The organism is uncultured Desulfovibrio sp., from assembly GCF_944327235.1.
Lineage (GTDB): Bacteria > Desulfobacterota > Desulfovibrionia > Desulfovibrionales > Desulfovibrionaceae > Desulfovibrio.
Map to the genome: position 1 here is coordinate 1 of NZ_CALVHE010000061.1, position 15,327 is coordinate 15,327.

At 60.7% G+C, this 15,327-nt stretch carries 12 protein-coding genes, 1 pseudogene and 1 CRISPR repeat array; of the genes and pseudogenes, 1 reads left to right on the forward strand and 12 read right to left on the reverse strand.

Features of this window, described 5'->3' with window-relative positions:
* Positions 1-241: pseudogene (locus Q0K00_RS08770) on the forward strand (IS5/IS1182 family transposase); the annotation flags it as partial.
* A gap of 328 nt (positions 242-569) precedes the next feature.
* Here Q0K00_RS08770 and Q0K00_RS08775 read toward each other — a convergent pair.
* The 12 genes from Q0K00_RS08775 to cas6 form a co-directional block, all read right to left on the reverse strand.
* Positions 570-1,865, reverse strand: coding sequence for a TIGR02710 family CRISPR-associated CARF protein (locus tag Q0K00_RS08775; protein ID WP_297228656.1), 1,296 nt, complete (start codon positions 1,863-1,865; stop codon positions 570-572).
* A gap of 19 nt (positions 1,866-1,884) precedes the next feature.
* Positions 1,885-3,033: a DUF1887 family CARF protein gene (locus Q0K00_RS08780; protein WP_297228658.1), complete on the reverse strand. Its 1,149-nt coding sequence runs from the start codon at positions 3,031-3,033 to the stop codon at positions 1,885-1,887.
* Between the two features lie 26 nt (positions 3,034-3,059).
* Positions 3,060-3,347, reverse strand: a complete 288-nt coding sequence (gene cas2, locus Q0K00_RS08785; protein ID WP_297228660.1) for a CRISPR-associated endonuclease Cas2 — start codon at positions 3,345-3,347, stop codon at positions 3,060-3,062.
* Complete coding sequence (gene cas2, locus Q0K00_RS08790; RefSeq protein WP_297228662.1) at positions 3,344-3,619, reverse strand: CRISPR-associated endonuclease Cas2; 276 nt, start codon at positions 3,617-3,619, stop codon at positions 3,344-3,346. The genes cas2 (Q0K00_RS08785) and cas2 (Q0K00_RS08790) overlap by 4 nt, the downstream gene beginning before the upstream one ends.
* Positions 3,620-3,774: 155 nt before the next feature.
* On the reverse strand, positions 3,775-4,929 hold the full coding sequence (gene cas1 / locus Q0K00_RS08795) for a CRISPR-associated endonuclease Cas1 (protein ID WP_366937616.1): 1,155 nt from the start codon (positions 4,927-4,929) through the stop codon (positions 3,775-3,777).
* Between the two features lie 2 nt (positions 4,930-4,931).
* Positions 4,932-6,413: a CRISPR direct-repeat array (repeat unit 35 nt; unit sequence GTCTTAATCCCTTTATGAATCAGGTCTCTTTCTAC).
* 229 nt (positions 6,414-6,642) lie between these two features.
* Positions 6,643-8,154 carry an RAMP superfamily CRISPR-associated protein gene (locus Q0K00_RS08800; protein WP_297228664.1) on the reverse strand — a complete coding sequence of 504 codons (1,512 nt, stop codon included), beginning with the start codon at positions 8,152-8,154 and terminating at the stop codon, positions 6,643-6,645.
* A 1-nt stretch (position 8,155) separates the two neighbouring features.
* Entirely contained in the window at positions 8,156-9,136 is a 981-nt protein-coding gene (locus Q0K00_RS08805; RefSeq protein WP_297228665.1) for a hypothetical protein, read from the reverse strand.
* 14 nt (positions 9,137-9,150) lie between these two features.
* Entirely contained in the window at positions 9,151-9,837 is a 687-nt protein-coding gene (gene csm3 / locus Q0K00_RS08810; protein WP_297228667.1) for a type III-A CRISPR-associated RAMP protein Csm3, read from the reverse strand.
* 20 nt (positions 9,838-9,857) lie between these two features.
* Entirely contained in the window at positions 9,858-10,256 is a 399-nt protein-coding gene (gene csm2 / locus Q0K00_RS08815) for a type III-A CRISPR-associated protein Csm2 (RefSeq protein ID WP_297228669.1), read from the reverse strand.
* 12 nt (positions 10,257-10,268) lie between these two features.
* Positions 10,269-12,674, reverse strand: coding sequence for a type III-A CRISPR-associated protein Cas10/Csm1 (gene cas10 / locus Q0K00_RS08820; RefSeq protein ID WP_297228670.1), 2,406 nt, complete (start codon positions 12,672-12,674; stop codon positions 10,269-10,271).
* A gap of 124 nt (positions 12,675-12,798) precedes the next feature.
* Positions 12,799-13,989, reverse strand: a complete 1,191-nt coding sequence (gene csm6, locus Q0K00_RS08825; protein ID WP_297228672.1) for a CRISPR-associated ring nuclease Csm6 — start codon at positions 13,987-13,989, stop codon at positions 12,799-12,801.
* Complete coding sequence (cas6, locus tag Q0K00_RS08830) at positions 13,986-14,699, reverse strand: CRISPR system precrRNA processing endoribonuclease RAMP protein Cas6 (protein WP_297228674.1); 714 nt, start codon at positions 14,697-14,699, stop codon at positions 13,986-13,988. Before cas6 ends, csm6 begins: the two co-directional genes overlap by 4 nt.
* Positions 14,700-15,327 lie beyond the last annotated feature (628 nt).

Genomic DNA, 15,327 nt, shown 5'->3' on the forward strand with positions numbered 1-15,327 from the left:
CGATACGGAGAGTGTTCTCCGCAAAGCCGGTGAATCCGGTTTCCAGGTTGTCATCCCGCCAAAGAGAAGTCGTAAAACATTACGCAACTATGATAGAGAGCTCTACAAAGTCAGGCATCTTGTCGAGAATGCTTTTCTCCATCTTAAGCACTGGCGGGGAATTGCTACACGGTATGCCAAAAGATGCGCCTCTTTTCTTGCCGCCGTTCAAATCAGATTATATCTTTGTGGGCAAATATAATTTGACGACACTATCTAGGATGACTCATCGGTACACCTCAAGCTTTTTGAGTCAAAGGTTCGCGGAGTCAGAGCAAAATTTTTCCGAATCTGTGGGGCATCTGGTGGGGCAGATTTGCCCCACAACGAAAAAGCCCTCACGATTTCTCGTAAGGGCTTGATTTCTTTTGGGCGTCCCCAGGGGGATTTGCCCTCTGCCGACGGCGTGAAAGGGCGAATCCGCCACCGGGAGCGTCCGTATCCAGCCGGAAACAACGGGATTGCGCCGGGAAGTTTCCGAACAAACCGTTTCGAGAACCGTTTCCGGAGCGTTTCCGAAATTCATGCCGTTACAGCAAAAGGCTGCGCCAATCCAGTGTGGGGAAGCGCGGAAGCTCGTCCTCGCTCACGTCGAGGAAGCGCAGCGCCATGTTGAACAATTTTTGGCAGGTACCCGCGTTGACGGGACCATAGCCGTGCCCCAGCAGGGAGTGATTGCGGATATCCAGCAGACGGAGCAGCTCCGTTTCGCTCCGCAGATACTCCCGTCCCAGGGGATCGTCCAGCGCGGCGAGCAGGCAAAAGGACTTTTGCAGGGGGATGCGGATGATGCCTTCCCTTTGCTGCTGGGCCAGCAGTTCCGCCCGTAATTCCGGCGGCAGGCTTTCCGGCAGCCGCTCCGGCTGGATATTGCTGTTATCCAGCCCGTATTTCACCTGCAGGCGGATCTTGGCGCTTTTTTCCAGAGCGCTGTACAGACGCGCCACGGCATCGTCGTAGCGTCCGGCCTTGTCCCGGCGTGCCGCATTGGCCAGCAGGTCACGCAGGTAGGCCTGGCCCTGTCTTTCCGTCAATGCGTTTTGGGATCTCTTCAAGGCGGCGGCGTCCTGCCGCACGTCTTCCAGCACGAGCAGCTGCTTGTGCAGAAGGTCGAGCAACTGCTGCAGCGGCCCATGTCCGCCGGCAAAGGGCGTCAGCTTGCCCAGAGCCTGACGCAAGGTATTGGCGGCGGGCTCGTGCTCGAAGGCATCCCAGAGGGTAAAGGCCCTTACCATATCCGTGACGGCGCCGTAGAACTTTTCCTTGCCGCTCACTTTTCGGGCGAGGGTCTCGGCAAGGCTCAGGGCCGCGGCAAAGTCGCCCGCGTTGAAAAAATTCGCCAGCTGGCGGACTTCGCGCAGGGCCATGACTTCCCAGGGGTTATCCTGTTTCAGGAAGCGTTCATGCCCGGATTCCACGATGCCGAGGCCGTTCTTGCTGCGCGTGTCGCCGCCCACATAGGCAAAGCGACTGTTGGGATATTCCATCATGACCAGCGTCAGGGCCGCGGACATGACCTTGGTTCCGCCGGTGATGTCGGCTAGCAGTAGGCAGTCCTCCCCCAGACTCATGGCCCGCAGTCCCTCCGCTATGCCGGCGCGCATATCGCGGACGCAGGCAAGGAGGTCCTGATAGTCGGAAAGCGTGATGGTGTGCGTATCCTCTATGCCGTGCCAGTCCAACCCGCGCTCTATCTCCTGCCGGATGGTCTTTCTGGAGGAGGTCGAAGCCACATAGAGGACATAGCGCGGCTCATGCAGGCAGATGCTCTTGCGTATGGGTTCCGGGGAGCCTCCCACGGAGCAGATGAGCACAAAGTCGTTCATGGCGTTCTTTTCCTTATCTTCAGGCGAGGGAGACCCAGCGCACGAGGTTTTCATCCAGTTTCAGCAGATCGCCGCCGCACACCACATGTATGCCGAGCGCCTGCGCGCGCTCCCGCTCCTTCCGCTCGAGCGGCAGTACCGAGCAGAGCGCGGAGCGCGCATAGATGCCGCCCAGCCTGTCATGCAGGGAGTCCGCCTTGTATAAGATGGACGTCACCTTGTTGTGATCCCCTGACTGTGGCTCGATGGTCATGGCGGCGGTCTTGCATTCGATGACAAAAAGACGGTTACGGACGCTGAACAGGGCATCCAGCTCATTCTTGACGCCGTGCCTGCTGACGCTGACCGCTGCGGCCCAGTCGGAGATGCGCTTGTCGGCCTGCATCCTGTAGAGCGTCATGCGGACGAATTCCTCGAACCAGAGCCCGTTGCACCAGCGGCGGGCATCTTCCGAGGGAAAGTGGATATAGCCCTTGTCGTACTGCAGCATGTCCGCCTGTCGGCAGAGGTCGAGCAGCTCCTGCCAGATAGGGGAGGGCGTTGCCGCATCTTCCACCAGCATGTCCCTGCGCTTTCCGGCCTGCGCGGCGGCGGCATTGAGGCTTTGCAAAGCCTGCGCGGCACGGGGCGCGGTGCAGAGCAGGCGCAGCATGGCCTGGAGGATGTCGCGGCGTTCGCCGGGCACGGCATCCCGCGAGCAGTCGCGCACCGTGTAGCCTCCGGCGGCCAGCAGACCGTTCACATCCAGCACGGACGGCATGGGGAGGTATTCCCATGTCCGGCCGGGAAGGACGATGACATCCTCGCCCGTATCCATGTAGAAGGTCGGCACTTCACAGGCATAGGCCCATTCCGCCGCCGCCAGCGTCATCAGTTTGGTGCCGCCGGTCAGGTTGAGGCCGAGGCTCTGCCCGTCGCAGGCTTGGCGTACGGCATCGAGCACATCGTAGATGCCCTGCTGACTGCTGTCCGTCAGCGGGTACTCCCGAAATTGCCGCCCCTGCGCTGTCAGCGCGTCTTTCAGGGTGGCGGCGTATCCCCGCATTTTCGGGGTGACGATGGCGTGCACGCAGGCCGGTCCCTGACCGGGAAGGGCCGCGGCCAGCAGGGTGGGCACAAGCTGTTCGGAAACAAAGACCGCATGATGACGGCAAGAGGGAAAGGGCATATTGGACCTGCCTTGTCAAAAAAGCGTCAGACGATGATCCAGTCCGTTGCCGTGTCGCTGAAACGGGCATGGCCCAGCCGGTAGCGACGCTGCAGGCAGGCCTCGCACAGGGGAAAGATCTTGATGCCGTCCACGCGTTCGTCAAGGACGCCGCGCAGGCGGCACAACATCTCTTCCAGCCGGGCATCCGAAAGGCGCAGCTCGAATACCGACTTTTGCACGCGCACGCCGTAATCTTTCAAGATGGCGGCCGTCCTGTTCAAGCGTCGTCCGTCGGTGATATCGTACACGACAAGATATTCCGTTTCCTTCATATCATCATCCAGTCACGTTCCGCAAGCGCGCATCCCTGCCCGATGACGCGCACCTTGCGGGCACAGCGGCGGCACAGGGGATAGAGCACGATGGAATCCCGCTCGCCAAGATCGTATTTTTGCAGGAATCGCAGGAGGTTCCGCAGGCTTTCCGGGTCTGTTTCGCATTCAAAGACTGACCGCTGCGAATGCACGCCTTTTTCTTTCAGAAAGGAAAAGATCTTCCCCCTGAGCTGATCATCAGTGATGTCATAGGCTACCAGAACATGCATTGCTTTCCCCTAGGGCATTTTCAGTTTGAAACGCTTCGCGCTCCAAACCATACGGCCTGGCGTTTCGCGGAAAAAACGCGGTTTTTCCGCTTGGTTTGGGCCGGGCGGCGCTGTGCCGCCGCCTCGCGTTTTACCTTTTTCAAAGATAAAACGCTCTATCGCAGCATGAGCGGGCTGTATCCCGTCACCTCGCCCTCGATGAGGCGACGGTACAGGCGGGCCTGAAAAACGATGGCGTCCGCATAGGACATGTGCCGTTCCGCCAGTGGATGGAAAAATTCGCTTTCCAGCTTTTGGGAAAAGGCGGTGAGGACTTTTTTGCAGGCCGGGCCGCGCAGAAGCAGCGGACGCTTTTCCGGCGGAGGACTTTCCGTCGGGGACGCATCGAACTGCCTGCCCGGCAGATCGCTGGCGTCCGGCACGACATTGCCCGGAGACATCCGGCCGATGGGGTCGCGCAGCACGGCCGTCATGGCATCTTCCCTCTCTTCTTCCGCGCTTTCCGACGCGCTTTCCGGGACAGGCGTTTCAAAATCGTCTCCATGCAGCATGTTCATATTGAACAGGGATATGGTCAGCGCATCGGCCAGCATGGCCCGGAATTCCTCCACGAGATCAAGCGGCAGGGACTGGCGGCCGTAGGCGGCCTCATGCAGGCAGGCGGGGTAGGGATCCAGCCCGGCCAGCTGGACCGCCGCGCAGCAACGATTGATGAGCAGGGTATAGAGCAGGGAAAGGACGGCGTTGACCGGGTCCGTGGGCGGACGGCGGACACGGCGGGTAAAGCCCCAATCCTTGTTGAAAGCCAGCGAGAAGTGACGGAAGTAAAGGGCCGCGCCGCTGCCCTCGAGGCCGCGCAGGCTCTCGACGCTCGGCGCCTCTTCGGCTCTGGCGGCAAGCTGACGGAGTTCCCGCGCGGCAGTGCCCGCCGCGGGCTGGTTGCGGCTGCGCTTGACGCGGGCAAGCAGGGTCGCCTGATTGAGCAGCTTGCCCTGCACGATGCGCCGGGCCGTGCGCGTGCAGAAGTCCCTGTCCTCGGCCAGGGCGAACTGCTTTTTGCGTAAAAAGACGTTGCGGGACTCCTGACTGAGCAGACGCCCCATATACCGCCCGTCACGACGCAGAAAGACCGTATCTATGCCTTCGCGCAGCAGCAGGAACACCGCGGGCGGCGTGAGCTGCACATTGCCGAACAGCAGGAGCTGCTCGAGCCGTTCCGCAAACAGAGTATGTTTCATCTTCGGCGTGGTCACGATGAGCCTGCGGCCTTCCCGGCTGACCTTGGCTCCCTGCTCGCAAATGTAGGCGATCATGATTTGTCCCTTTATGGATCAGGTCTCTTTCTACATGCAAATAGCATTAGCAATTATGGCAATGAGCCGCAGTCTTAATCCCTTTATGAATCAGGTCTCTTTCTACACAATCAATGAGCTAATAAGGGCCTTCCTCGAAAGTCTTAATCCCTTTATGAATCAGGTCTCTTTCTACAAGGAAAGGAAATGGAAGAAAAAAAGCAATACGACGGCGGTCTTAATCCCTTTATGAATCAGGTCTCTTTCTACACAGGGAAATCAAGGAAATCACCGCAAGAAAAATCTGTCTTAATCCCTTTATGAATCAGGTCTCTTTCTACTTGTGAGCAGCGACGGAATCCCTGAATTTCTCATGTCTTAATCCCTTTATGAATCAGGTCTCTTTCTACCTTACAAAAAGCCTTCGCAATGCGCATTGGACGTGTCGTCTTAATCCCTTTATGAATCAGGTCTCTTTCTACTTTATTGCAAAAGCAATTAGCAGGCGGCATTATGGGTCTTAATCCCTTTATGAATCAGGTCTCTTTCTACAATTATGGCAATTATTATAAGCAATTATGGCAACCCCCGTCTTAATCCCTTTATGAATCAGGTCTCTTTCTACATGCCAATATGGCTTATTTTATAAGCGAGCGGCATATTGGTCTTAATCCCTTTATGAATCAGGTCTCTTTCTACGGGCGGCTGGGTGGCTTATATAGCGCAGGGCAAGCTTTGCGTCTTAATCCCTTTATGAATCAGGTCTCTTTCTACACGTGCGAAGAGATTGTGGATGCTCTTTATGGCGCCACAGTCTTAATCCCTTTATGAATCAGGTCTCTTTCTACTCAATCTCCCTAAAGAAGAACGCGAAGAACTGCTCGCTGTCTTAATCCCTTTATGAATCAGGTCTCTTTCTACATTGTGGGAATCTTCATGCGTCGCGATGGTATGACTAGTGTCTTAATCCCTTTATGAATCAGGTCTCTTTCTACGCTTAATGAGGTGATAGACATACGTCAGGCTCTGCAGTCTTAATCCCTTTATGAATCAGGTCTCTTTCTACAAAGAACTGCTCGCTAAACTTGCTGCGATGTAGCCTTGTCTTAATCCCTTTATGAATCAGGTCTCTTTCTACGGAAAAGGAAATTGTGGGAATCTTCATGAGCCGCGATGGTCTTAATCCCTTTATGAATCAGGTCTCTTTCTACCAGCTTCTCTTGAAAGATTGGGCGAAAAAGTGTGGAGGTCTTAATCCCTTTATGAATCAGGTCTCTTTCTACAAATGCAGATGGAGTACGGTCAGGCTGAGGGTCAGACCAGTCTTAATCCCTTTATGAATCAGGTCTCTTTCTACGAAACATACAGGAGAGATCTATGTCTGCCACCACCCCGTCTTAATCCCTTTATGAATCAGGTCTCTTTCTACGCCCTGCGGCCAGAAGACAACGCGGCGGCTCTTATCGAGTCTTAATCCCTTTATGAATCAGGTCTCTTTCTACCGCTCCTCCCTCTGGCCCCCGGCAGGCAAGGTCTGGCGGCCGCGTAAACGCGAGCTTGCCGTCATCATCATGCACCGGGCGGCACAGAGAGCAGGCATGATCATCTATCCTCCTGAGATCATTCCTTAAATGTGATGCGCGAGCCTCTGCGAAAAGGCCGCAAGGAACTCATGGGATGTCAAGGGTTTATCCATTCCTCCCCCAGCAGGAGGCAGCTCCGCGCACGGCTTCATGCCCCCAGGATGTCCCTGATGCGCTGCACCTTCTCCTTTTGCTTTTTGGAAAGCTGCTTCCCCTGCCATTTGCCGCTGTTTTCCCAGAAGATTTTCAGAGCGGCCGCGGCACGCCGCCGTGCCGGCTCCGGCATCCCGTCCAGCATCTGGAAGAGCGACATGGCCGCCGCATCGTCTGCGCCGGCTTGCGACAGGGCGGCGATGGCCCGTTCTTCCGGCGGCAGGGCCGCCAGCCGCGCGGCCTGGGCGGCGGCTTCCTCTTCCCTGCGCCGCTGCTGGTCCCGCGCCTCCTCCCGCTGGCGTGCCGCTTCGCGCAGGCGGGCCTCCCGCGCTGCGCGCCGCTCTTCCCGCGTTTGCCGTGCGCTGCCGATGGCGGACCGCACGGCGTCGCAGCCCTCCGCATACTCCGTCTCCGAGCAGAAATGCAGGATGATCCAGCCAAAGGGCAGCAGCCCGTCGGCAAGGGTGCGGGTCTTGCCGTGTCCCTTGCGGGACGACGGGGCATTGCGGCTGACGGTCACGCATTCCACATGGGAATAGCGCCCCACGCGCACCAGCCACTGCCGTTCGGGATCGAGGGTCTCCACCCGTTCCCGCACCGCCCGCAGGGCCTGCCGTGTCCGCTCAAGATGCGGCTGGGCATAAAAGGTCTCCCATTCCCGCCGAAAGCGGGCAAGGTAGAAGGCATTGCACAGTTCGCCAAGCTGCCGCCGGGAAAAGCGCGCGCCGCACGGCAATTCCACCGCGGGCTGCCCGCTGCGGCAGTCCATGTGCAGGCTGCCGTACAACGGGGTGGATGACGGCAGCAGCGCCTCGCAGGGCGGCTTGGGGGTGGCGGTCTTGCCGGGCGATCTGCGGACCTCCTGAGCCGCCACAAGGCCGGTGCCCTGCGGCGCTATGTCGATATCCGCCACCTTGAGCGCCTGCATGGCGTGCTCGCTGATGTCGCCAAACATATCTTTCCGCGTATCGGCATAATTGGCGGCCAGCCCGGGCAGGCCGAGCTTTGCCCGCAGACCGTCCAGATGATCCAGCAGGGGCGTGGTCAGCGCGCCCTTGAGCGAAGAACCGGGCAATACGGCACAGCCGGTGACGGCATTGCGGACAAAGGGCAGGATCTCGGCCTTGCTGTTGCTGCGCGGATCATGGATGATCTCCCGCAGTTTCCCGCCCAGGGCGGGCAGGCGAATGGGCAGGCGCGCCTGCGCGTAAAGCGCCACGTCCAGCCGCTCCGAAAGCAGACGACGCAGACCGAGCATGTCGCCCGCCAGCAGCGCGGACCTGACCGCCGCATCGTCATGATGCGCCCGCAGCCAGCCCGAACCGTCCACCAGATAGAGGGCGTGCCCCCGCTCTTCCTGACGGATGACGTATTCCAGCGGGGAAAGCTCCTCGCCCGATCCGACGAATACCGGCGTCAGCACTTCCAGACGAAAGGGCATGAAGCCCGCTCCATTCCAGAGGCGGGGGCGGGAGGGCATCCCCTGGGGGCGTCTCTGATGGTTCATGTCAGACCTCCTCGGACAGGCGGCAGGGCAGACACAAGGGCTGCATGATCTGCACGATGTCGGCATTGGGGTGGATATGGCGCAGGACGAACGAGCCTTCCGGCAGGCGGCGCAGCAGGCCGCCTTCCCTGACGAGCAGCAGCGGATTCTTGAAAGGGCTCCTGCCCGCTCCCCAGGCTTTGCCGCGTTTCGTCTCCGTGGCGTACCAGCCGTCCAGGGAGGACATGTCCCCGGCGGCGCAGACGGAGAGCAGGAGGGAGTCCGGCCCGGCATTTTCCAGCGTCTCGGCCCGGAACGCCGTATCCCGCTCTACGGCAAAGCGGCCCCGGCCCAGCGCGGCATCCTTGCCGAACCCCAGTTCGCCCACTTCCCGCAGCATGGCCAGCAGCGCGTCCGGCGCATCGGTGCGGGCATAGAGATGCAGGCACGTCCCTTCCGCAAACCAGTGCAGGCGGTTGAAATACAGGCCGCCTTCCAGTGCGCCGCCGCTGCGCCGGTCGATGCTGACGTGCGGTTCCACGCTTTCTCCGGCCGTTACCGCCTGTCCATCCGTCTGACCTTCCGCCTGATCGAGGGCGCAAAAGGCGGCGAAAAGACGGGGAGCGGAAAGGTTTTCGGCCTGTTGCCGCCAGACGGACAGAGGGAGGGTGGCCAGCTTGCGGAATCGTTTGAAGGCCTGCAGGGCCTCGCCAAGCCCCAGCGGCGTGCCGTTGCGGGTCGCAAAGCGCCCATCCTCGGCCCATTGACGAAAGCGCTCACGCGGCATGGGCGGCAGCTGTGGCGCAAAGATCCTGTCCTCCGGCAGGACGGACGACAACACAAAGGGCGGCTCCCCCCTCTCAAAGGCGGCAATGACGCTCCGGCAGGCGTCGTCCCCTTGCCGTTCGGCGATGCGCCAGAGCAGCAGACCATACAGCGTATCGCTGCGCAGGGGGCCGGCCCACGGCGCAAGCGGACGCAGGCTGAAGCGGTGCAGCTTCATGGGCGGACCTCCGGTCAAAAGGTGCTTATGGCGGCCATATCCACAGGCGTTCCGTCAAGGGCCAGTCTCTCGAAAGCCACCTGACCGCTGCCGCGCGAGGAACAGCCGCCGAGGGCGTCCAGTTCCACGAGGCGCAGGCCCTTGAATATCCATTCCCGCAGCTCGGGACTGTCGCCCTCGTAGACCTTGAGGGCGATGTTCAGATCAAAGCATACCCCGGCGGGAACGCGTTCCAGAGGGCGCGGCTCCGCCACGCCCTTGACGCGGTGGATGGTGTTTTCGTTCTTGATCTCCATGGGCAGCCTGCCTTCGCGGAACAGGGCGGCAAATTCCGCCGTGAGGCAGGCATCTCGCACCAGCAGGCGCGTCGGCCCCAGCTGCGGGTCGCATTCCGTCGGCGGCTTGTGCGCGCCGAACAGCGTGCAGACAGGGCAGGAGGGCAGGCCGCAATCGCAGGGCCTGCCGCCGGCGACAGCCTTGCGCGTCGCCTCGCTCCGTCCCATGAAGACGGCGGTCTCCAACAGGGAACGCATCTTGCCCTTGAGGGAAGAGCCGGGGATATACGGCTCGCCGTTCAGCGGATTTTTGACGATGGGCTGATCCAGGCCGCCGATCTCCACCGTATCCTTGCCCGCGCCGATATGCAGCCCGGAACGCAGGCGGATCTGTCCCGTAATGGAATGGATTGCACACAGTTTCATGCGTCGTCTCCTTCAGGGCGTCAGTTGAAAGATTTGTCTGGGGCACAGCCGTAGCTGAAACCCACCACGGCCTCGAAATGCAGCACGAACACGCGGAAGTCCCGTGCGCTGTTCACGCTGTCCACATGATCGCAGAGCCATTTGCGGAAGTTCTCGGGAACGACGTTGCGCTTGCAGGCATAACTCGATTTGGCCTTGAGCAGTTTGACCAGGGGCAGCACCTCGGCAAAGGCGGCCTCGTCGCCGCCGCCGTTCCGCCACTGGCGTTCCAGCGCCTTGACGTCCCCATAGAACTTGCGCAGCTGCGATGCGGCAAGACGCGATTTGTTATCGGTGAAAAAGGAGCGCGCCGCCGCCTCGGCATGGGCATCCACCCAGGCGGGATCGATGATGTCGTCTTTCAGGTAATACTTCAGCATGTCCATGCTCCATCAGGATAGGCGGGTGCGGTACAGCGCCCAGGTTATCCCCAGTTCTGCCCTGGAAAAGAGGTCCTTGTCCTGTCCAAGGCGTTTCAGATGCCGCAGGTCGGCGGCGGTGTCCTCCGTTTCCGTACAATTGCGCGCCATGTCATAGGCCATGTGGGAGAGATACAACCCCTTGCGGATATCCCCGCCCGCGCAGAAATCCCGGCAGTCCCGCGCATAGCCCAGCATACGGCGCACCAGCCCCTGCGTCACCACGCCGCGCAGGCACAGCTCTTCCAGCCGGAGACCATCCTCCAGCAATCGCCGGAACATCGGCCAGGCCGCCGTCACGCCGAACAGGGTCACCGCGTTCTTGCCCGGCAACTTCTTGGCCAGATCCAGCGCCTGTTCCGCCGCTTCCCGCAGGGAGCGTACCGGCAGGCGCGGCTTGACGACAGGCAGTCCGGCCGACAGGCTGACCGCCGGATTGCCGCCGGAAAAGGCGCTGAAATCCGTATGCAGCCGCTGGGCGAAACGGATGGTCTCCGACCAGGGCCCCAGGACGAAAAGATCGTCACCCCCGGCAAAGATGACGTAGATATCGGGGAATCGTTCAGCGATCACCCGCATGAGGTGCGCGCCGAAAAAGTGGTTGAGCATACGCGAGAGCATGGCAAAGCGCGAAAGGGAAAAACGGCTGTCGGCGCCCGTGCCGAACCCCATGCCGAACAGCAGGCCCAGATTGTCCACATCCGCCTTGCAGGCCGCCAGACAGGCGATGGAACGCCAGGCATCCCCCGCTTTTTGCGGAGCGATGCGGGCTTCTTCAGCCAGGATGGCAAAGGTCTTGGGCGCGCCGCGGCGGCATTCCTCCCCGGCAAGGAAGGGGACGCCCTCCTGTTCCCGCAGGCGTCCCTCCACCTGCCAGCGCGTGATGTCCTCCTCCCGCACGGTGGGGACATAGCCTGCCACCGGCGCGGCGGAAAAGGCCGTCCGATCCCGCAGGGAAACGATGTCCAGCGCATCGCCCCTGTCCGGCGCCCTTTCTTCCAGATGGAGTTTCAATCCATCGAACAGGGGCAGGCCCCCGGCGCGCCGTTCCAGCACCATGTAGCGGGCCAGCGGCAGACGCCGCCCCACCTGCTGGACAAGATGGCGACAGTGCGGACATATCTTTTCCTCGTCTTCCTCCTGCGGCGCGGAGGCCGGACGCATACGGCAGAGGACGCATTCCCCGTATTCCCGGTAGGCCTCATGATCCACGGGGAGCACCGGCGAGACATGTTCCGCGAACAGCGCTTGCCAGGGGTGCAGCTTTGCCGCTTCCAGAGCGTCGTTGAAGCGTTCGAAACAGGTGACGAAGCGCTCGCGCAGCAGATCGTCCGGTTCCAGCGGCAGCCGGGCAAAGGTCATGCGCACGCTCCCCTGAAAGGCAGCCAGCAGCCAGCGGGCAACTTCCGTCTCCAGCCGGTCGAGTACGCCGCGCACGGCTTCCGTATCCGGCAGCAGCAGCACGAAACGGCCCCCCGCATCCATGATGCGCGCCGCCTGCGACAGTTCCAGACGCTCCAGCAGCACCAGCCAGACGGAACGGGAAAGCGCCTGCAACAGGAAGGAGCGCGCCCGCAAAAGCTTGCCCGCGCCCCGGTCGCCGCCGTCCGCATGGCCCGCTTCCCCGAAAATGAATTTCTGGATGCCGCCAAGGTCCGCGCCAAACAGCAGGAAACGCTCTTTCCCCGCCGGACAGGCCAGCAGGGCCTGCGCGATGGCCGCCGTCGTGGCCGCATGGTCATACAGCGATATGTCGGCCCGCGTGCCGTAGGTGGAGGAGGGGATACACCAGGTGAAACGTTCCAGCACGGTCGCCAGCGAATGCAGATAGTGCCGGACGCCCAGTCGCAGGGGGATATGCTTCAGCGCCTCGCAAAATTCGGCATACAGCCGGGCGTAGTCTTCCTTGCCGCCGCTGTCGGCGCGCGGGAAGATCGGTTCGCCTTCGGCATCCAGCGGCGAGAGGCCATAGCGCAGCGGCGGGGCGTCCGCGGGCAGCCCTTTGCCGTCCAGCCGTATGCTGTGGAAGATGGACTCCAGCCGCGCCGTCCGGTAGTCCCCTCCGGACTCGCCGCTCATACGGTCCCCGCCGGAGGACAGACCGTCGGCCCGCTGCAGGGCGACCTCCTCGCGGGAGGCGCTGTCCGGCCGATGGTGAGCGGCGGCCATGCGGGCGAGCCTGCCGCGCACGCTCTCCATCTCCTGCGGCAGGGGCAGGACATGCTCGATAAAATAGTCCGTATACAGGACATGACGATGGGTCTGCCCCTGGGGGCAGAGGTCCTGCTCCAGCCCCTGCGAGGCCGACGCGCCCGCCCGCTGGGCAAACTTGCCTATATCATGGAGCCACGCCGCCAGCACGGCAAGTTCATGCTTCATGTCATTTCTCCTTCTGGGCTGCGGGATGCCGTACCGCCGGTGCGTTCCCGACGGTCCATGCGGCATTCGAGCCATACCTATCACACTTCCGACAAGAAAGCCGTATCACAGGGCAACGGCAACGTTACCATCCCTCATCCATCTGCATGTGACCGCGGGCGATCCTGAGGCCATAACGCACGTTGGGGCGTATGCCGTGGGAGGCTATCTCCGCATGGGGGGCCAGTTCTCCAAGTTGCTGCCGCAGCCGCCGGTGCAGCTTGGCCTTGTAGGTCATGAAATTTTCCGCCGAAAGATTGAGGATGCCCGTTGTACTGCGCGCCGCCGACGTCGTACAGAGTTTTCGGTAGATCTCTTCAACCTTCCGGCCATGCTCAAGGACTGTCGGCATGTCCATATAACAGGCCGTACATCCCGTCGGGCAATCTCCTGTACAGGAGAAGCGCAGCTTGTGCAGGGCAAAGCTGAGCAGCAGACTGAACTCCACAGGCGGCAGGCGGCATGTCCTGCCGCCGAGGGAAAGACTGCGTTGCCGCACATGGAAGCGCAGGCAGGGGCTATGCGTCAGGGAAAGCCCGGCAAGAAAGGTCTCCGGCCGCTGGGGCTGCTCCAGCAGAGAGGGCGGCCAGCAGGGACGCAGACGTACGAGAGGCAGATGGGCAAGCGTGATGCGCGCCTGATCTGTCGATAGAGCATTTTCAGTTTGAAACGCTTCGCGTTCCAAACCATACGGCCTGGCGTTTCGCGGAAAAAACGCGGTTTTCCCGCTCACTTTTGGGCCGGGCGGCAGGGGAGCGGGGCGAGGCAGTGACGCGGGGACCGGCGGCGGATAGAAAAAATCCGGCTGCGATTCAAGATCCGGCGGCGAGACCAGCACATGGAACAAGCGGTCGCCGGGCCGGGCATAGCATTGCGCCGCCAGCGCCAGACTCGCCCCCATGGTCTTGCGCCCGCCAGCCAGCGAAAAATCCACCGCTACCTCCGCTTCCCGCGTGGCCTGAAAGGCCTGCTCCATGCACAGCGTCTGAAAGGCCACGCTGTCCTCCAGCGTGGTGATGTCCTCCACGGCAGGCTCAGGCGTGAGGATGTCGCTTGCATCAAGGCGGCAGGCGGAAGCGGCGATGCCGTAATCAGCAAAAAAGCGCCTGAGTCCGCCATTTTCACCAAGCAGCCCTTTCAGGCAGCGTTCCCGACCGGCGCTCGTCGTCAGCAGGATCACGCGTTGCGGTAGCTGCCCTTCCTGATGCAGCGCATACAGCGTTTCCGTGATGATCTGGGGCGTCAGCCCGCACAGGGCAAGCAGGATGCGCGTCATGCGGGCATTCCGTGAAGATCGAGCGCGCCCAGCCCGAAACTGCTCTGCTTGCCGATATGCGCCAGCGACGCAAAGGCCAGATATTCCGCAAAAGCCGCTACCGCGCCCCGGTAGACGATCCGCCCCACAAGGCCACCCAACTGCATGACGGTCTGCTGCCGACCGGAATAGCGACTCCAGTCCTCCCAGCGCAGGGAATCCTCCTCTATGACGATATCCGCAGCCAGCGCAAACAAACGGGAGAACTCCTCCTGCGGGAGCTGGAAGGAAAGACCGTCAAGCGCGCACAGGCTTTTGATCCGCCTGATGATCAGGCGCATGAGGGTGGGAAAGTCCAGACGTGCCGCAAGGCGGTTGTCGGCCTTGAAGCGCAGAGGCGTCAACAGATCACAGGCCAGCAACGCCGTCTCGCCCGTCGGCTGGAGAGACGGCAGCGGCAGCTCCTCCACCTGCGGAGAATGGAGCGTTTCCGTGGCGGCATCATAGAGGGAGTTTCCCCCCTGCCGGATATCCACAAGACGAAAGCGCCCTTGCCCCGGCTCCGCCCGTTTACCCAAACCATGCCGTCCGGCAAGCATGAAGGCATGGACAAAGTAGGGGAGGTATTCCGTCGCATGGGAGAAAAGTTTCAGGCCAAAAGAAAAACGTTCGCCTTCGTCATAGGCCGTTTTCCTGTCGTGCGGCGGCTCGATGCAAAACGGCGGAGGCAACAGCGGCGTCGTTCCGCCGCCTGCAGGAGCGGCGCAAGCCCCAAACAGACGGGGGAACATGCACGTTGCCTGCAACATGCATCCGCCGCACTCCCTTTTGTGCGTCATGCAGACGGAACGGCGCAAACTTGTGCCCAGTGCCCCGCGCAACATGGATCCCTTGTAGGGAGAAAAGACGGCGGGACTCTCCAACTGACAAATAAAATCGACGGCAATGTATTTCATATGGTGTTCTTTGGCTGGTATTTTCCGCATGTTCGCAGGTGGCTTGATTGTCCGTCTATTCGGAAAGCGAAGGGGGGATGCTCCGCCATTCGCTGTTGCATGTCGTATGCTGTCTCAGGCGACGTCTCATCCCGGGCTAACCACTGCATAATATTTTTTTATTCATGGTATTCAATCTATTATGCAAACTTTCTCCCGATACAAGACAGGAATTTCGTATGCCGGACAATACGCACGAGCTTGAGGCCATCCCTGAAAAAGGATGGATACCAGTGTATCTGAAAATGTATGGAAAGAAAATGGAAAATGTGTACTCCACTATTACTTTAGGGTCATGACTAGCAGAGAGTCCATAAAGAGGATAAAAGCAAGTTATGACAATGAAAAACAAGTACGCTTGCCG